The 18517-nt window shown below is 34.5% G+C and carries 16 protein-coding genes; 4 read left to right on the forward strand and 12 right to left on the reverse strand.

What is annotated here, in order from left to right; genetic code table 11:
• Window positions 1–34: 34 nt before the first annotated feature.
• Complete coding sequence (locus AC1DY0_RS04220) at window positions 35–2656, forward strand: AsmA family protein (protein ID WP_477187418.1); 2622 nt, start codon at window positions 35–37, stop codon at window positions 2654–2656.
• 61 nt (window positions 2657–2717) lie between these two features.
• Here AC1DY0_RS04220 and AC1DY0_RS04225 read toward each other — a convergent pair whose 3' ends face one another.
• The 3 genes from AC1DY0_RS04225 to AC1DY0_RS04235 form a co-directional block, all read right to left on the reverse strand.
• On the reverse strand, window positions 2718–2906 hold the full coding sequence (locus AC1DY0_RS04225; protein ID WP_477187419.1) for a VOC family protein: 189 nt from the start codon (window positions 2904–2906) through the stop codon (window positions 2718–2720).
• Between the two features lie 517 nt (window positions 2907–3423).
• The gene (locus tag AC1DY0_RS04230; RefSeq protein ID WP_477187420.1) at window positions 3424–6693 is read right to left on the reverse strand and encodes a T9SS type B sorting domain-containing protein; all 3270 of its coding nucleotides are present in this window, start codon (window positions 6691–6693) and stop codon (window positions 3424–3426) included.
• Window positions 6694–6984: 291 nt separating this feature from the next.
• Window positions 6985–7779: a DUF2797 domain-containing protein gene (locus tag AC1DY0_RS04235; RefSeq protein WP_477187421.1), complete on the reverse strand. Its 795-nt coding sequence runs from the start codon at window positions 7777–7779 to the stop codon at window positions 6985–6987.
• A 181-nt stretch (window positions 7780–7960) separates the two neighbouring features.
• On the opposite strand from AC1DY0_RS04235, the gene AC1DY0_RS04240 reads away from it, so the two are divergent.
• Together AC1DY0_RS04240 and AC1DY0_RS04245 are read left to right on the forward strand one after the other, a co-directional pair.
• Window positions 7961–9475: a GH3 auxin-responsive promoter family protein gene (locus tag AC1DY0_RS04240; protein ID WP_477187422.1), complete on the forward strand. Its 1515-nt coding sequence runs from the start codon at window positions 7961–7963 to the stop codon at window positions 9473–9475.
• Window positions 9476–9481: 6 nt separating this feature from the next.
• Window positions 9482–9622, forward strand: a complete 141-nt coding sequence (locus AC1DY0_RS04245; protein WP_477187423.1) for a hypothetical protein — start codon at window positions 9482–9484, stop codon at window positions 9620–9622.
• 100 nt (window positions 9623–9722) lie between these two features.
• Here AC1DY0_RS04245 and AC1DY0_RS04250 read toward each other — a convergent pair whose 3' ends face one another.
• From AC1DY0_RS04250 to AC1DY0_RS04275, 6 genes are all read right to left on the reverse strand, one after another.
• Entirely contained in the window at window positions 9723–10253 is a 531-nt protein-coding gene (locus AC1DY0_RS04250) for an SRPBCC family protein (RefSeq protein WP_477187424.1), read from the reverse strand.
• An 11-nt stretch (window positions 10254–10264) separates the two neighbouring features.
• Complete coding sequence (locus tag AC1DY0_RS04255; RefSeq protein WP_477187425.1) at window positions 10265–10705, reverse strand: VOC family protein; 441 nt, start codon at window positions 10703–10705, stop codon at window positions 10265–10267.
• 94 nt (window positions 10706–10799) lie between these two features.
• Complete coding sequence (locus AC1DY0_RS04260) at window positions 10800–11210, reverse strand: SRPBCC family protein (protein ID WP_477187426.1); 411 nt, start codon at window positions 11208–11210, stop codon at window positions 10800–10802.
• 196 nt (window positions 11211–11406) lie between these two features.
• Window positions 11407–12639: an ATP-dependent Clp protease ATP-binding subunit ClpX gene (clpX, locus tag AC1DY0_RS04265; protein WP_077371265.1), complete on the reverse strand. Its 1233-nt coding sequence runs from the start codon at window positions 12637–12639 to the stop codon at window positions 11407–11409.
• Window positions 12640–12714: 75 nt separating this feature from the next.
• The gene (gene clpP / locus AC1DY0_RS04270; RefSeq protein WP_477187427.1) at window positions 12715–13389 is read right to left on the reverse strand and encodes an ATP-dependent Clp endopeptidase proteolytic subunit ClpP; all 675 of its coding nucleotides are present in this window, start codon (window positions 13387–13389) and stop codon (window positions 12715–12717) included.
• Window positions 13390–13620: 231 nt separating this feature from the next.
• Window positions 13621–14946 (reverse strand): trigger factor, encoded by a 1326-nt coding sequence (locus AC1DY0_RS04275; RefSeq protein WP_477187428.1) that lies wholly within the window; start codon window positions 14944–14946, stop codon window positions 13621–13623.
• Between the two features lie 418 nt (window positions 14947–15364).
• On the opposite strand from AC1DY0_RS04275, the gene AC1DY0_RS04280 reads away from it, so the two are divergent.
• On the forward strand, window positions 15365–15853 hold the full coding sequence (locus AC1DY0_RS04280) for a type ISP restriction/modification enzyme (protein WP_477187429.1): 489 nt from the start codon (window positions 15365–15367) through the stop codon (window positions 15851–15853).
• A gap of 13 nt (window positions 15854–15866) precedes the next feature.
• Here the strand turns inward: AC1DY0_RS04280 and AC1DY0_RS04285 are convergent, their stop codons facing one another.
• The 3 genes from AC1DY0_RS04285 to AC1DY0_RS04295 all read right to left on the reverse strand — a co-directional run bounded on the left by AC1DY0_RS04285 (window position 15867) and on the right by AC1DY0_RS04295 (window position 18322).
• The gene (locus AC1DY0_RS04285) at window positions 15867–16688 is read right to left on the reverse strand and encodes an MOSC domain-containing protein (RefSeq protein ID WP_477187430.1); all 822 of its coding nucleotides are present in this window, start codon (window positions 16686–16688) and stop codon (window positions 15867–15869) included.
• 35 nt (window positions 16689–16723) lie between these two features.
• Window positions 16724–17845: a chromate efflux transporter gene (gene chrA / locus AC1DY0_RS04290; protein ID WP_477187431.1), complete on the reverse strand. Its 1122-nt coding sequence runs from the start codon at window positions 17843–17845 to the stop codon at window positions 16724–16726.
• A 132-nt stretch (window positions 17846–17977) separates the two neighbouring features.
• Window positions 17978–18322 (reverse strand): heavy metal-binding domain-containing protein, encoded by a 345-nt coding sequence (locus AC1DY0_RS04295; protein ID WP_477187432.1) that lies wholly within the window; start codon window positions 18320–18322, stop codon window positions 17978–17980.
• Window positions 18323–18517 lie beyond the last annotated feature (195 nt).

Below are 18517 nucleotides of genomic sequence, written 5' to 3' on the forward strand. Positions count from 1 at the left end.
TTATTTTTGTAAAAATAACCCAACCTATCTACCTATGTTAAAGAAAATTTTAAAAATCGTTGGAATTGTATTGGTCGTGCTAACCGCTTCCCTATTTGCTATTCCGTATTTCTTTAAAGATCAAATTAAAGCCAAAATTGCCGAGGCCATCAACGAAAAAGTAGATGCCAAAGTTTCCTTTTCGGATGCCGATTTGAGCTTATTCAAAAACTTCCCAAAAGCGACAGTAACTTTGGATAAATTATTGATCATCAACAAAGCCCCTTTTGAAGGAGACACCTTAGTTTCTTTGGGTGAATTGAACCTGAAAATGTCCATCAAAGAATTATTTAAGGGCAAAGAAGAAGCCATGCAAATCGAAGGAATCACTTCCAAAAACGGTTTCATCAATATTATTTTCAATAAAGACGGAATCGGGAATTTTGATATCGCCTTGAAAGACAACAAACCTAAAGAGGAAGGCAAAAGCGAGCCAATGTCATTGAAAATCCAGAAATACCAAATCGAGAATTTTAAGTTCCAATACTTTGACGAAGCTTCGCAAATGAGAATGGTCATTGACAGTTTGAACCACGAAGGAACAGGCGATTTTAATAACTCAAAATTGGACTTGGACACCAAGTCAACTGCCAAAGTATCGTTTGATATGGGCAAAATCAATTACATGAAGAATGTTTCCCTGTCATTGGATGCAGTTCTTGGAATTGATTTAGAGAAAAGCAAATATACTTTTAAAGAAAATAAAGCCTTAATCAATCAATTGCCGTTGGAATTTGACGGTTTCATTCAAATGGTTGATGCAGGACAAGTATATGATTTAAAATTTAAAACTCCGACTTCCTCATTCAAAAACTTTTTGGGGTTGATTCCTGCTGCTTATTCTTCCAGTTTGGAAGGTGTAAAAACAACAGGAGACTTTACGGTTAGTGGGTTTGCCAAAGGTATGCTTACAGATACCACGATTCCAAAATTCAACATTGCCATTGCTTCCAACAACGGTTCTTTCCAATATCCGAACTTACCAAAATCAGTTCAAAGCATTGTGATCGACACTAAGATTGTAAACGAAACGGGGATAATGAATGACACTTACGTTAATCTTGACAAACTATCATTCCGAATAGACCAAGATGTTTTCAGTGCCAAAGCCAATATCAAAAACATCAGCACCAATGCTTTGGTTGATGCCGCTTTGAAAGGAACCATCAACTTGGCCAATCTTTCCAAAGCTTATCCTGTAAAACTGGACAAACCGCTTACAGGAATTTTGAAAGCGGATGTGACAACCAAATTCGATATGGCTTCGGTAGAGAAAAGTCAGTACCAAAACATAAACAATGCAGGAACCATCGGTTTGACAGGATTTAATTATGCTGACGCCAATGGAAAGAATATGACCATCAGCAATGCATTGGTACAATTCAATCCTAGCCAAGTTCATTTGAAACAATTCAATGCCAAAACAGGAAAAAGCGACCTTAGCGTAACAGGAGTTTTGGATAATTTTTATGGTTTTATGTTCAGAAAGCAAGAGCTGAAAGGAAATTTCAATATGACTTCCAACCAATTGGCAGTCGATGATTTTATGACAACCAGCACTGCTCCTGCCACAGCTGGCGCAACTGAAGCAAAACCTGCACAAACTAAGAAATCAGAACCATTGAAAATCCCTGCTTTCTTGAATTGTACGCTTACCGCAAAAGCCAATACGGTTTTGTATGATAACCTAACATTAAAAGATGTTTCAGGGAAAATGATTATCAAAGACGAGAAAGTTACTTTGGAGAATGTAAAAACATCCATTTTTGGAGGAAATATAGGTGCCAGCGGATCAGTTTCCACCAAAGGAAAAACACCGGTTTTTGACATGAATCTTAACTTAAACCAAGTTGACATTCAACAAAGTTTCACCCAATTGGATATGTTGAAAAAAATTGCTCCAATTGCAGGTATTGTAAATGGAAAAATCAACACCAACATCAAATTGAACGGGAATTTGGATGCCACTGAAATGACCCCAGACCTAAAAACACTTTCGGGTGATTTGGTTGGACAATTGCTTTCTACAACCATAAATTCAAGCAACTCGACTTTGTTAACAGCGTTGACTTCCAATTTAAAATTTGTTGATTTAAACAAAGTAAACCTTAATGATATCAAAGCGGCACTTACTTTCAAAGACGGGAAAGTAAACGTAAAACCTTTTGAAATCAAATACCAAGACATCAAAGCGGTTGTAAGTGGTTCACATGGTTTTGACCAAAATATGGACTACAACATCAAATTTAATGTTCCTGCCAAATACCTTGGCAAAGAAGCCAATGCCTATATCTCGAAAATGTCACCTGCTGATGCGGCTAAATTTGAGAACATTCCTGTAACGGCATTAATGACCGGGACATTCAGCAATCCAAAAATTTCATCGGATATGAAAGCGGCAGTGACCAACTTAACAATGCAACTGGCCAAACAACAATCCGATAAATTGCTTAAAAAGGGAGGAACAGCATTAGATAAATACCTAAATACTAACGCTAAACCAGGTACTGACACAACTAAAACCAGTGCCCAAAAAGAAGACATAAAACAGAAAGCCAGCAGTTTAATCAACGGGCTGTTCAAAAAGAAGAAACCTGCAGAACCTACAATGCCATAAATTCTTAAACTAAAAAGCCGTTTCATCAAGAAACGGCTTTTTAATTTAACAATAGTTCGATTTATTCCTCTTCACTGTCTTTCTTTTCCAATTCTGTAAAGGCCTCTTTAACAGGTTCCCAAAGTTCTATTTTATTTCCTTCGGAGTCCATGATGTGAACAAATTTTCCATATTCAACTATTTCAATGTCATCAAGAATAGTTACTCCATTTTCTCTGAGATTTTCCACAAGTCCTTCAATATTCTTCACTCTGTAATTAACTATGAATTCCTTTTAGATGGCGCAAAATATTCGCTTCCGCTTTTAAAGGTACTCCATTGCAGATAATTTATTTCGCTAGGTTCATCAATATTTCTGAATTTAAAAGTTGATCCCCTTTCATTAATATCAAGACCTAAGTTTTTAGCAATCATTCTCTGGTTTCAGCTGGATTGTCTGAAAAAAAAGAAAATTCCGCCGATTCCTGTCACGTTTGGCATTGCATCATTTGGCGAAACTTCATTCTTTGCTTTGTTTTTTGAATCATCCATAAAGTTTTTCCTTTTATTTGCTTATTCTGTTTTATTTCTTGAATATGGGTTTTACCCCTAGAGAAATATCATATATTAATTATTGTCTGCAATAATATGAATACTTTTAAATGAATTTTACGTACTATTTTTATTCGTCTCCTTCTTTATTTTCCACAAAAAATTAAATTACTATAGTATTTATTTTTTGAATAATTATAGGCATTATTTTTTATGCCATCGTTGACAACTCACTTTTATCGTTTTAGTGTAAAATGCCCAGAAAGAACAGCCTTATCATCAAGATTGGTTTTAAACCAATAATCATCAGATGACAATTCTTTTCCATTATAAAAACCATTCCATCCTGAATCATTAGAAGATAATACTATCAATAACTTCCCGTATCTATCAAAGATCGACGTTTTAGAATTCGGATATTTTCTTATGCCTTTTATCTGCCAAAAATCATTATATCCATCATTATTTGGTGTAAAGAACTTTGGATAATCGATTATAGTAACTTCTTTATTATCTTCACCACAACCTTCTTTATCTCTCACAAAAGMAATATAGTTTCCTCCTTGAATATTATAAAAATAATTACTATCTTGATAGTTTATGCCGTCTAGAGAGTATTCAAAATTACCATCTCCTGTTACAATAATTTCAATAAAATTATTTTCTGATAATTCTTTATATTTTATTTCTGCAATAGTTGGAAGGACAGACCGAATTAATTCAAATTCAAAACTATTTTCACAAGAAATATTATTTTGAAATTTGCTAACTGTAAGTACATAATTTCCAGCATTAACCAAATCCGCCTGATAAGCACTTGAAATAATACTGCCATCTTGAAATTTCCAACTATAATCATCTAAATTATTATCTACGTTTACATGTAATGAAGTCTCCAAATCACATAAAATATAAGTTTTATCGATTTTTACACTTGGCAAGTCATTTACTATTATATCGAAACTTGTTTCAGCATTACAAAGACTGTTTATTTCGTTCTCTACCTTTACTTTTATAGTTTGGAATTTTGATTGCGTATTTTTAAATAAAGTCGGTAAAGGACTAGATAAATGATTTCCATTACTATCAAAATACATTATTTTAAGACCTAATTGATTTCCTATAATTTCAGTTTCTATATTAGACATATCAAAACTAGCAAAACCATTACCTTCGTCACAAGCATACCTATTAGCAGGTTTATTAATTTGTGGTTGTGAAGCTGTTTTTAAAACTAATGACGTTTCTGCATAACAATTAGTTAAATTATTTGTTACTCTAACGGTAATTGTTTCCTTACTATTGGTAGTGTTTGTGTAAGGATTGGGTAAGGGACTTGATAATTGATTTCTAATAGCATTGTAATAAGAAACTTTCATTCCCGTTTGATTTCCTAAGACAGTCGACTCAATATTTGAAGTATCAAAATATTCTGAAATCCCATCATTGTTGTTATCACATCCTAGAAGTTCTTGTAAAGGGTATGCTATTGGCAATGCACTTACTATTAATTTAAAAGTTGATTCGTTGTAACAGTTTGTATTTGTATTTATTACTTTTAGTTTTACTATTTCTTCCTTAGCAATTAGGTTCGTAATTGCATTTAATGAAGTTACTATTTTTTGCCCGTTTTGATGATAAAATTCAACTTTTATATCTATTGACGCTCCTATAATTAATGTTTCTAATGGCTTTAAATTAAATTGCCCAAAACCATCAGTATCATTATCGCAGACAATTAAATCAGAAACAGCCGATAAATTTGGCATTGGATTTACAATTAAATCAAAAGTGGTTTCAGAATAGCAACAAAGGTTATCTTTATGACTTACTCTTACCGTAATTGTTTCTCTATCTTTAATAGTATTGGTAAAAGGATTTGGTAATGACGTATATTTATTCCCCTTTCCATCTATAAAAGTAACATCCTTATCCGTTTGTCCTCCTAAAACCTGCTGTGTAATCGAAGAAACATCAAATGATTTTGAAATCCCTGTACCAGCATCACTTTCACATGCATAAATATTGTTAATACCATAAGCTTTTGGCGGTTCTTTTACATCAATTGTTTCAGTTAACGTTTCAACTGTTCCATCTATTGCAGTAACTATAGCGATAACTGTATATGCTCCATCTGTAGAAAAATCATGAAACGGAGATAAATCTGTAGATGTATTATTGACTCCCGAAGCTGGATCGCCAAAATCCCATGCAATTGAAGCTACTTTTGATTGATCATCGACACTAAATTCCTTTAAAAATTCAGAACATATATTTGAAAAATTCATTTCAAAATGGTTAGAAACATTTTTCACATTCCCTGTTACGTTGATGTAAAAATTTGCATCGGGTTTTCCAAATGCGACTGTATTAACATATTCATCACTACTAAATGTTGGACCACCCGCGACATTTGTGCATCCCCTCTGCCATGAAACACCGTTATCCTGAGTTGAGCCGGATATAAATGCTATTCCTAGTGAATTAGGCACAAGTCCTTTATAAACTTCTACCAAGATCCTTTCTACACCCGCTGGAACAACTATCGGAGTATTAAAGTCTACTTGTATAACTCGAGTACTTCTGTCGCTGCCTATATAGGGAACACTTTGCACTTGACTGCTTCCTATTAAATCTGCAGTAGAAAAAGAAGCTGGAAAATTATTGTCTATTTTATAAACATAAAAGGTAACTTCTGTTCCCCAGCTTGTGCCATTCAATCCTACTTGTCCAGAAGTAATTACAAATTCTTCGTTGTTAGATATACGGAAATCTTTTAAATTAAAATCCCTTGCCCAATATGATCCGCCTCCCGAACAAGTATGAATACCTGTTTCAAAAGGATCATCACATACATTATGTGACAATCTCGTTATTGATCCTGAATTTTTTATATCAAAAGCATCACCAGTTAGAGTTATAAAAAAATTGGCATTTGGAACAGGAATAGCTAAATTTTTAGTAGAAACTGTAGTATATTGTGTACTGCAACCATAATACATAGATTCTCCTTTATCTACTTCAGTTCCTGCAACAAGAACTTCTGCAAATGTTGAGTTATAAATGTCTTTATATTTTGATACACTGACCAAGATTCTATCAGTCCCGGCAGGAACAACTATTGGCGTATCAAATTCAGCCTGAACAATTTGAGGAGCACCATTAATAATTGGGGTTTTCCCTAGACTACCTGTCCCTAATACTTTTGTATGATAGGGAGTAGTGAGAAATTCCGGATAATCTACATCAACACTGGCAACTGTAATATATAACTCTGTCTCAATATTCGACTTACTAATTCCTATCTGCCCTGATTTAATAATAAATTGTTCATTTGGCTTTATGCCAAAATCCGATAGTTTAAATAATCTTGACCAACCTTCAGTTTCATCACATGACAACATATCAGTCTTTACAAGTGTTGCCCCGACATTATTGGTCAGAGTTAGTTGGGCATTTATATATTGAAAAGACAAAAAAATCAGAAGTACAATTGTATTTTTCAACTTATTTTGGAGATGCATTATCATTATTTTTATATTTTTTTGCTTATTTTCAATTTGTTTATACACAAAAAATTTCTCGTGTATATCAAAAAAAGAGTGGTTTCATGTAGATTTATTCCGCTTATTACCTCCAAATATATTAATTTATTCCTACAAAAAATCTAGTTATTACCTAAACCGAGTGAGGGATAGCAATGAATAGCCCGACAGCCACAAAGAAAAAGGGCAATACCCGCAAAAACAGATAGCCCTTTTTTTTGTGTAGATGGCACGGCCAAATACTAATCATTTTTATATATTGATTGATACTACATACCCCTCAAAACTTCGGACATTGAAAACGGTTCCGTCTTCAAAAATGAGGTATTGCCCTTTGATTCCTACTAGCTTCCCTTTGAAATTAGGTTCTTTGTCAAGATTTAAACTGTTTACTTTTTTGGGGTAATTCAATACCGGGAAATGCATTTGGTAAACGTCATTTTTCTCCAGATGATAAAATTCCTGTACCTCAGCAGGGATTAGTTTTTCCAGTTTTAATTTTTCAGCGACTAAATCAGCATGAGAAAGGTCATTTTGAACCATTTTGCGCCAATTGGTTTTATCGGTATAATGGCTTTTGAGAGCCACCTCGGTAATTCCAGCCAAATAACGATTAGGCACTTCAACAATAGATATTGCCTGGCTCGCACCTTGATCAATCCATCTCGTAGGTACTTGAGTTTTTCGGGTCACCCCTACTTTGACTTCGCTCGACAATGCCAAATAAACGATATGGGGTTGTAATTGCACTTGCGCCTCGTATGCCAAATCACGGTCTTCAATCCCAAGATGGGCAGTACTCAACTCAGGTTTCATAATCCAATCACCCACCGCTGGACTCGAATAGAAACAATCGTAACAGAATCCTTGACGGTATATTTTTTTCTTTTTACCGCAATTCAAACATTGATATCCTTCGAAACTAATTTCCAACTCTTTGTTCAATACTTGGTTCATGTTCAAAAAACTCTTTTCGAAAACCAAATAATATTGAATGGGATCTCCAAATTCGGTTTGCATTTTAGAAAGTACGCCTTGGTAAATCATTTTAGATTGCAGATTTTAGATTATGGATTTCAACTGGTAAAGTAATCTCAGAGTAAGAATATTTGAGCCAAATTGAATCTTTTTTATAAAAAAACACTATTTTTGGTATTATTGCAAAGTTAGTATTTGTGAATCTATTTTCAAATCTTAAATCAGCAATCATCAATTAAAATCAAAGCCCATGCCTTTATCAATTGTAAATTCCATCGCTTCTTGGTTTTTAAAACAAAGAATTCACCAGATTGAACTTTTCTTGAAGTACCCAAATGAGGTTCAGGAAGAATTATTGATGAATTTAATCCGTTCTTCTGAAGAAACGGTTTTTGGCAAACAATACGATTATGCATCCATAAAATCATACCAAACCTTTACCGAAAGAATTCCGATTTCGACCTACGAAGACTTGGAACCCTTGATAGAACGCACCCGAAAAGGCGAACAAAACGTGCTTTGGGAAACCCCTATAAAATGGTTTGCCAAATCAAGTGGCACCACAAATGCCAAGAGTAAATTTATACCAGTAAGTAACGAAGCGCTTGAAGATTGTCATTACAAAGGAAGCAAAGATTTATTGTGTCTGTATTTGAACAACAATGAGGAATCTGAAATGTTTGTGGGTAAAAGCCTTCGTTTGGGAGGAAGTTCACAGATTTATGAAAACAACAATACTTTTTTTGGCGACTTATCGGCTATTTTGATAGAGAACATGCCAATTTGGGCAGAATTCAGCAGTACTCCCAGTAGCAAAATTTCTTTGATGAGCGAATGGGAAACCAAAATAGGTGCTATCATCAATGAAACCAAAAATGAAAATGTAACCAGTTTTGCCGGCGTTCCTTCTTGGATGTTGGTTTTGTTGAACAAAATACTGGAAGAAACAGGAAAAACAAACCTAATGGAAGTTTGGCCTAACCTGGAAGTATATTTTCATGGTGGCGTAAGTTTTGATCCTTACAGGGAACAATACCAAAAAATACTGCCACATAATCAATTTAAATACTACGAAATTTACAACGCCTCTGAAGGTTTTTTTGCCATTCAGGACTTGAATAATTCCAGTGACTTGCTACTAATGTTGGATTACGGAATCTTTTACGAATTTATCCCGATGGATACTTTTGGCACTCCTGACCAAAAAGCCGTTCGATTGTCGGATGTGCAATTGTTCAAGAATTATGCTATGGTGATTACTACCAATGGTGGTTTGTGGAGGTACTTAATAGGTGATACCGTTCGTTTTACATCTTTAAGTCCTTACCGCATCCGAGTTACGGGTCGTACCAAACATCATATCAATGTTTTTGGAGAAGAATTAATGGTTGAAAATACCGATCAGGCAATTGCCAAAGCCTGCCAAATCACCGAAACTGAAGTTGTCGATTATACCGTTGCCCCAATTTTCATGAAAGACAAAGAAAAAGGTGGCCACGAATGGATGATTGAATTTAAGAAAAAACCAAAAGACATTGCTGCTTTTCAAAAAGCACTGGATGAAACCCTGCAGTCTTTAAACTCCGATTACGAAGCCAAACGCTACAACAATATGACTCTTAATCCACTTGTGATTAACGTAGCTAGAGAACGATTGTTTTATGATTGGCTTAAAGAAAGTGATAAACTAGGAGGTCAACACAAAATTCCTAGATTATCCAACAAAAGAGATTATCTTGAACAATTGAAAAAAATGCAAAACTAAACCACTATGAAAAGAATATTACTTCTATTAACTGTTATAATGATTACTTCTTGCAGCTCCTCCAGTCATGTTTGCGGCGGAAGTGGTGGAAAAACATGCGTCAAAACTACTCCTAAAACAAATATCAATAAAGTTCTTGACACCTAGAAACAAGTTTCTATTTCTATATAAAAGTAAAAGTCATTCAAATTAGATTTTTGAATGACTTTTACTTTTATTTCATCATCACCTTAAGTGACAACTCACACTATTTTTCCAATATCTTTTTCAGGTTAGCCAGATTTTTAGTTTCGGCATCAGTAATAAATTTTGCTCCCATAAAGTTCATCAAATTCATTGGATATGACGAATTCCCATAAAACTCAGCGGTAATTTTTGTTTCGTTCTCCGATATTGATTCCAATAAAGTACTTGCCTTAGCCTCCCCTTTCATCGGTCGCTCAAAATGCAAATTGACATCGATTCTATCTTCTGAAACAGCTGTAATCTGTTGCGACCCCGCTCCTACATTATCATCTTTACTGTCCCAAGAAGCTTTGAACCCAACAGTCCCATCCACACCTTTATAGTCCATGTTTACATTTGGATCTTGCATGACCCAAATACTATAATTTTCCTGGTTTTTAATCAATTTTGCATAGTCAAAAACCACTTGTTTTGGTTTGTTTATGGTCGTTGAAACCGAAACCGTATAATCATTTGGGATAAAAAGTGCGATGATTAGCAATAATACTATCAGACTAACGATTCCTAAACCTATAAATTTTAGTATTTTCATAAAATATCAGATTATTTATTAGGGGTTTCATCAAAATTAACCATCCAGTGGATTCCAAATTTATCCACAAACATTCCGAAATAAGCCCCCCAGAAAGTTTGGCTCATAGGCATAAAAGGATTTCCTCCCGCGGATAGTCCATTGAAAAGCTTATCAGCTTCTTGCCTGCTTTCGGCATTAATCGAAATCGAAACATTCGAACCAATTGCAACCGCACCACTAGCTTCATTACTGTCACTTCCCATTAGGACATGATCTTTTCCTATCGGCAGGGAAATATGCATGATTTTGTTTTTATCCTCTTCAGATATTGAATCTCCACCAGCTGCATCAGCGGGCATATCATTAAACTTTCCTACATAAGGAAATTCGCCCCCAAAAACCGACTGATAAAACATAAAAGCTTCTTCGCAGTTTCCATTAAAAATTAAATACGGATTAATTGTTGCCATAATATTTTGATTTTTTTAGTTACTAAGATTCTAAGAAACTAAGTTAATAAGATTTTAGGAGATTATATAAAGTTAAAAAAAATCCTTTCTATGTTTAGACATAAAGACTCTCCACATATTTTTTAAAATTATCCAAAATTGCCTGCCAGCCATCACGCTGCATTTCCTCTGGATTTACTGTTTCCGGATCAAAACTTTCGATAACCTCAACGCCAGTTTGAGTTTCTGTAAAATATACATCAACCTTTCTGCCGTCGGCCATTGCATATTTAATCGCTTTATTTTGTTCCACCAAAGTGTATTCTCCCTCAAAATCAAAACTCATCGATCCATCTTTAGCAGCCATCGTGGATTTGAATTTACCCCCAATCCTTAAATCATTTTCGGCATAGGGCGTATGCCAATCATCTGAAGCATTGTTCCATTTTGTAATATGTTCCGGACCTGTCCAACATGCCCAAACTATTTTTATTGGAACATTTATTGTAGTTTGCACTGTTATCATTTTATCTAATTTTTTTTAAACTTAAAATTACAATTTATTTAAAATCAATGGACAATTTTATGCTGAAAATAAATATTGAACCTAAAGAAAAACGGCTCGCAGATTCAAAATGATTTACGCAGATTTTTCCTTTTTGTTCATAAAAAAACCTGCTCGAATGACCGAACAGGTTTTATACAATTATTTTTAATTAAACTTAAGAAGCTATCTCCAGACGCTTCAATAAATTTTTGTTCAATGTTTCTTTGGCATATTCCATATCAATTTCCAATTTTTTATCATCGGAGCTTGGTAATTCATACATCGCATCAGTAAGGATAGCTTCGCATAACGAACGCAATCCACGAGCGCCTAATTTATATTCCAATGCTTTTTCTACAATAAAATCAAGAGCTTCATCAGTAATAGTGAATTCAACCTCATCCATCAAAAACAATTTTTGATATTGCTTGATTAAAGCATTTTTAGGCTGAGTCAAAATGGCACGCAATGTTTCTCTATCCAATGGATCCATGTGTGTCAAAACGGGTAAACGGCCAATAATTTCAGGAATTAATCCAAAATCTTTGATGTCTTTTGGGATAATATATTGCAACAAATTGTCCTTGTCAATATTATCTACATTTTTAGAAGTAGAATAACCTACTGCCTGACGGTTCAAACGTTTTGAAATAATACGTTCCACTCCATCAAAAGCACCACCAGCAATAAACAAAATATTTTGCGTGTTTACCTCAACAAATTTTTGGTCAGGATGCTTACGACCTCCTTTTGGCGGCACATTAACAACAGTTCCTTCCAATAATTTCAACAAAGCTTGTTGCACTCCTTCTCCCGAAACATCACGAGTGATAGAAGGATTATCGCTCTTACGGGCAATTTTATCAATTTCATCAATAAAAACAATTCCTCTTTCAGCTTTGGTTACATCATAATCGGCAGCTTGCAAAAGACGAGTTAGAATACTTTCTACATCTTCTCCCACATAACCGGCTTCGGTAAGTACTGTTGCATCAACAATAGCAAGTGGCACGTCTAACATTTTGGCAATTGTTTTGGCTACCAATGTTTTTCCTGTTCCAGTCTGCCCTACCATGATGATATTACTTTTTTCAATCTCTACCTCATCGTCCAATTGCTGTTGCATCAAACGTTTGTAGTGATTGTAAACCGCAACGGACATCACTTTCTTGGTTTGTTCCTGTCCTATAACGTATTGGTCAAGGAAAGCTCTGATCTCTTTTGGTTTCTTTAAAATTAAATCACCAACTAACTTAGAACCTCTATTCGTTTTTAATTCTTCCAGAACAATTCCATGCGCTTGCTCGATGCATTTATCACAAATGTGAGCATCGATTCCTGCAATCAATAAATTGGTTTCCGGTTTTTTCCTTCCGCAGAAAGAACATTGTAATACTTGTTTTGCCATTTTTCATGTTTCAAGTTTCAAGTTTCAGGTTTCAAGTCAATTCTAACAACTTAAAACATGAAACTTTAAACTAATTTAAACCCTTCTTAAAACTTCATCAATCATTCCGTATTCTTTGGCTTCGTCAGCAATCATCCAATAATCGCGCTCACTGTCTTTGTGAACTCTTTCAAAAGTTTGTCCTGAATGATGAGAAATAATTTGGTATAACTCATCTTTCAATTTCAACATTTCGCGTAAGTTGATTTCCATATCGGTAGCAACACCTTGTGCTCCTCCAGATGGTTGGTGAATCATAACACGTGAATGAGGCAAAGCCGAACGTTTTCCTGCAGCACCCGCGCACAAAAGAACTGCTCCCATAGAAGCGGCCATTCCTGTACAAATTGTAGCTACATCTGGTTTTATGTATTGCATTGTGTCATAAATTCCTAAACCTGCATAAACACTTCCTCCTGGTGAATTCAAATAAATCTGAATATCTTTGGAAGCATCAGCACTTTCCAAGAACAATAACTGTGCCTGAACGATGTTTGCAATTTGATCATCAATTCCTGTACCTAGGAAAATAATTCTATCCATCATTAATCTCGAAAAAACATCCAATTGTGAAATATTCAATTGACGCTCTTCTATAATATAAGGAGTCATATTTTTTGGATTCATTGCAGCCACTATTTTATCATAGTACATTGCATTTACCCCTTGACCCTTAATAGCAAATTTTTTGAATTCTTTTCCGTAGTCCATTTTAAAAAGTTTATAAGTTTATAAGGTATAGTTTCTAATGTTTTTCTGTCTAAATGGTAAAGCAAAGGTTGTTCCTTTTTGTTTTTTGTGACAAACTGTCTCATTTTTCATCCTTTAATGGACAAATACAACTCTCTTTTTAAATCATTTCCATTTATCAGTACCCAATTCAAACAAAAGAGCGTCAAAACAAATATGTTTGACGCTCAAATATACTTATTTTTTTATAAATTATTCTCCGTAAGAAGCAGCAATAAATTCTTCGTAAGTCACTTCTTTAGTAGCTGGATTCGCTTTTTCCTTGAATAATTCAAGTAATTTAGCTGCAACAACTTGGTCAGAAAGTCTTTTCACTTCTTCTTGGTTAGACAATACTCTAGCCACAATTCCTTGAACTTCTTCGTCAGTTGGATTTGTTTGTCCAAATTGAGCCATTTGTCCTTTGATAGCATTTGTTGTAAACGCTTTCAAATCTTCAAAAGTAATTTGGATATTGCTTGTAGCCATTGCTTTTCCTTCGATCAATTGGAAACGCAAACCTCTTTCAGATCTTGCATATTCTACGATTGCTTCTTCTGGAGTCAATTGCTTTTCTCCTACAGTTTGCAACCATTTGATTAAGAATTCAGATGGTAAATCGAATTTTGTATTTTCAATCAAAAATTCTTGAACATCAGCCAATAATTTTTGGTCTGCTTGTTGAGCAAATTGAGATTCAGCATCTTCTTTGATTTTTGCTTTCAAGTCTTCTAATGAAGCTACTTTTCCTTCTCCGAACAATTTGTCGAATAATTCTTGATTCAATTCAGCCAATTCAGCTCCGTTGATAGCCTCAATAGTGAAGTCAACATCTACTTCTAAACCGTGAACATTATCGTGACCTACTTTCAAATAATCCATCAATTGGTGGTCATCTTCAAATAAACCTTTAGTGTTTACAGTAACAACGTCACCTACTTTTTTACCAATGAATTTATCAGCAGTTGCTTTATCTTTAAAAATTGCCAAAGCAATTGTAGTTGCATTGTTGATTCCTTCAGCCTCATTAGAGAAAGTTCCAGTGATATCAGAGTCAGCTACAACAACGTCTTGAGGAATTGGAGTACCAAATTGTTTTTGGATACGCGCTACTTGACCGTCAATTAATTTATCATCGGCAGTAACGATATATTTTACGATATCATTTTTAGCTTCAAGGTCTAATTCAAAACTTGGTACTAAACCAATTTCATATTCAAAAACCAATTCTTCAGCATCCCAGTTGAAGTCTTCGTTTACTTTAGGAAGTGGAGTTCCCAAAAGGTTCAATCTTTCAGATTGCACAAAACGCTCCAAAGCCAAATCAACAACTTTCTTTACTTCTTCTTGTTTGATAGCCTTACCATATTGTTTTTCAACAAGGTCTTTAGGCACAGCACCTTTTCTAAAACCTTTTACAGTTGCCAAAGGCATTTTTTCGTTTATTCTTTTTGCTACTTGTCCTTTGTAATCCATGTGAACAACTGTCATTACAATCGTTTCATTCACAGCGTCTATTGCTACTCTTTTGATATCCATCTTCTTCTTTAATTTACATTATAAAATTGGGTTGCAAAATTATGAAATTTTTGCAACCCAAACAAGTATTTTAAGATTTTGAATTTTAGACAATTATTTAATGAAATCAAGAGCAAATCCTATTATATTAAAAAAACATTTACTTCATCAGATTCATTAAATTTTATATGGGCGAGACCGCATTTTGGAAAGGGCCAAATCTACTTTACGCTTATACGGCCCTTCCCAAAATCCGGTCGGGCTATCCACGCTACTTCGGTAGCTTGCTCCTATCCCTCTCGCATGTGCAAAACGAGAAACATAATGCAATACAACAGCATTGCCAGCTACTGTGCAATCGATTTACCAAACAAAAACATCATAAGAAACGCAAATAAACCTTATCTTTGTAGTAATCAATGCTTTAAAATAAAGCACAATGACTCTAGACCAATATCTTGCCAGCATAAGCACAGCGTACAAAGACGGTATTGCAACTGAATTATATGAAGGGAAAATCCCAAATCTAACCGAAGAAATAATCAATCAAATAGCCCACAAAACAGGTTTACACTTTATACTGGCAAAAGATCCCGAAGGCAACGTTTGTATGGCAAACAACAAAGAAGTTCGCCCCGAATTTAGACAAACTTTCACCCCAACCGATATTCTCGATTATGCTTATGCCACTTTACATTCATCTAACTTCCGCTCTGCAGAAAAAAAAATCCTAAAAACAAATTTTCCATACCCAAAAAATGCTGAAATCTTTTGGAAATTAGCTGAAATAGGATCCCAAATCAAACAAATTCATTTATTTGAAAATCTAAAAACAAAAGATTCTATTACTTATCAGCAAAAAATAAAACTCGCATTATCAGAAACAAATCTATTGATAAAGAAAATAGACAAAATAATACTGGAATAACTAAAAGTCCAATCTATTTTTTAAAACTCAAAACCCGAACGGTATCTCCAACTTTCACCGTCCCCAATCCCAGTCCTATTAAATTCTGACCAAACAACACTTTGTTCCCGAAATTTCTATATTTCGCCAATGTCTTTAATGGATCTTTCCCTGAGATCACTCCCTTTTCTTGATCTACTGTCGTCATCACACATCGATCGCAAGGTTTCACCCCAACAAAAGAAACGTTACCAATTTTGAGTTCTCGCCAAGCATCTTCCTCAAAAGCATCACCATTGGTAAAAACAAAATTTGGTCGAAATCGATTCATCGGAACCCTAACCTCCATACGTCCGTTCAAATCATCCAACGAAGCTTGCCCTATAATCAAAAAAGGATACGCATCCGAAAAAGAATTAATTTCATCACCACTAATCGCATAATCCGGATCTAATTTTCGTTCACTTTCTTCTGGCATATAAACCAATCGAACCGAAAACCCCAATAGCCTTGTAAACCATTTAGAAATAGCCGAACTTACTTCAAAAGCATCAATAGTATCATCCCAAACTGTAACTTCAATTTTAGAATTCGCGTCCGAAAAAACAGGATGAAGTTCTATATCGACAGATTCCATATTAACTCTGTGTGTAATTGTCAAAAATCCGTCAACAATATCCGGACTAAAAAGAGCCAATTCAGGATATTCGCGTTGAGACAAAAATCGTCCACTGCCATCTACCAACAACCAACGACGATCCAATTCCAAACCACGATCCGTAACTTGGGCTTCTTGCATTGAAATTCCGCCTAACGATTTTACAGGATAAACCCAGATTTCTGAAAGTTCCAACATAACATTATTTTTTTTCAAATCTACAAATTAAACTTTTACATAAGAGTCAATAAATACCCCAAAACAGAACCACCAATTACGATAATACTGCTATTGATATTTTTAAACCAAAAAGCAATCACAATACTTGTCAAACCAATACAAATTGTTCTCCAATCCGAAATTGTTGTCATCCCCATATCTACGCAAACTGACAAGATAATTGCCACCGACGCGACATTTACTGCATCCAAGAAAACAGCGAATAGTCTAGAACTCCTCATTTTCTTCACTAACGGATTCAACAAAGCGACAAACAAAAACGAAGGCAAAAAGATTCCCACAGTTGCCAATAAAGCTCCTGTCCAATCATTAATTTGATACCCAATAAAAGTAACGGAAGAAAACACCGGACCAGGCGTAAACTGTCCCACTGCAATCGCATCCATCAATTGGTGGCGCGATAAAAACCCCGTTGTAACTAACTCACTATCCAAAAAAGCGAACAAAACATAACCACTTCCATAGAGAATAGCTCCAATTTTTAGAAATATCAAAAACAAACTCCCATTGGATATCGAAGTATTAGGAGAAAGAGGAAATATTGCAATAGACAGTAAATTTTGATCAATATTTTGAAACAGTTTATTTTTTATTCCAAAAACAAACAGAGCAAAAAAACCGGCACCAAATAACAAATACAACTCATTAAATTTCAATAATGACAATATCAAAACTAAGATTCCGATACAATAAAGCTCAACTGTTTTTAATGACTTTTTAGCCAAGGGAAAAACAGCAAAAAAGATTACCGATATTATTGCCGGTTTAATCCCATAAATAAACGGCTGAATTTCTGGAATCTGTCCATACTTTTTATAAATCCAAGCAAAAAATCCCGTTATCAATACCGCCGGAAAAATGAAACATAGCCCAGCAACTAACAATCCTTTCCAACCTGCTCTTTCTTGCCCAATATGAATGGCCATTTCGGTACTATTTGGTCCCGGAATCAAATTGGTAGCCCCTACTAGATCCAAAAAATGCTGCTCGGTCATCCACTTTTTCTTGGCAACTACTTCCTCTTTCATCATTGCAATATGCACAGCAGGCCCTCCAAAACCAACAAATCCTAATTTTAAAAACAATCGAGCAAGTTCCTTTAAATTACTATTCATTTACTTTAAAATCTTGATTACTAAATAAGAGTACTTCATAAGACCATTTTCATTGTTGTTTCCCAAAATTAAAACAAAAAAAACAGCCTTAAGAAAAGGCTGTTTTTAAAATCAATCTTTTTATAGATTTATTTATTTTTTCTCACTCTTTTTTTCTGTCATAGCCATACCACATTTTGGGCACTTACCAGGTTTATCAGATGTAGAGCCATCCATAGTACAAACGTATTTGCTTTTTGCGGCAGTAGTAGTTTTACTTTCTTTTGTAGTTGTAGTATGCGTAGTTTCTTTACTCGCAACCAAATCCATTCCGCACTTGCTGCATTTCCCTTTTTTGTCACTCATTTCTTTGGGATGCATAGGACAAGTATACATTATTTTTTGAACTTCTTTTTTAGGAGCTGTAGCAGTCGTTTGAGCTGATACAGTGGCTCCCATAGCAAGGAATGCCGTTAATGCAATAATTAATGTTTTCATGATTTTATTTTTTGATTATACATTTTTTGAATTATTTTTTTAGTTTGGAAGTTGAAAATCTTTATCTGAATAATAATCCATAAAAAAAAACTGCATTTGGTATTCCAAAGGAACCAAATACAGTCAGTATTTATATCAAGAATTTCATATTCATTCGATTAAAATCTTAGAACAAAATTGCATTATTTTAACTTC

It is taken from the genome of Flavobacterium sp. P1_E4 (genome assembly GCF_056405915.1).

Coding starts and splice junctions, on each gene's coding strand:
- AC1DY0_RS04220 (WP_477187418.1), top strand. CDS start 35: ATGTTAAAGAAAATTTTAAAAATCGTTGGAATTGTATTGGTCGTGCTA.
- AC1DY0_RS04235 (WP_477187421.1), bottom strand. CDS start 7,779: ATGATTTACCAAGGCGTACTTTCTAAAATGCAAACCGAATTTGGAGAT.
- AC1DY0_RS04240 (WP_477187422.1), top strand. CDS start 7,961: ATGCCTTTATCAATTGTAAATTCCATCGCTTCTTGGTTTTTAAAACAA.
- AC1DY0_RS04245 (WP_477187423.1), top strand. CDS start 9,482: ATGAAAAGAATATTACTTCTATTAACTGTTATAATGATTACTTCTTGC.
- AC1DY0_RS04250 (WP_477187424.1), bottom strand. CDS start 10,253: ATGAAAATACTAAAATTTATAGGTTTAGGAATCGTTAGTCTGATAGTA.
- AC1DY0_RS04255 (WP_477187425.1), bottom strand. CDS start 10,705: ATGGCAACAATTAATCCGTATTTAATTTTTAATGGAAACTGCGAAGAA.
- AC1DY0_RS04260 (WP_477187426.1), bottom strand. CDS start 11,210: ATGATAACAGTGCAAACTACAATAAATGTTCCAATAAAAATAGTTTGG.
- clpX (WP_077371265.1), bottom strand. CDS start 12,639: ATGGCAAAACAAGTATTACAATGTTCTTTCTGCGGAAGGAAAAAACCG.
- clpP (WP_477187427.1), bottom strand. CDS start 13,389: ATGGACTACGGAAAAGAATTCAAAAAATTTGCTATTAAGGGTCAAGGG.
- AC1DY0_RS04275 (WP_477187428.1), bottom strand. CDS start 14,946: ATGGATATCAAAAGAGTAGCAATAGACGCTGTGAATGAAACGATTGTA.
- AC1DY0_RS04280 (WP_477187429.1), top strand. CDS start 15,365: ATGACTCTAGACCAATATCTTGCCAGCATAAGCACAGCGTACAAAGAC.
- AC1DY0_RS04285 (WP_477187430.1), bottom strand. CDS start 16,688: ATGTTGGAACTTTCAGAAATCTGGGTTTATCCTGTAAAATCGTTAGGC.
- chrA (WP_477187431.1), bottom strand. CDS start 17,845: ATGAATAGTAATTTAAAGGAACTTGCTCGATTGTTTTTAAAATTAGGA.
- AC1DY0_RS04295 (WP_477187432.1), bottom strand. CDS start 18,322: ATGAAAACATTAATTATTGCATTAACGGCATTCCTTGCTATGGGAGCC.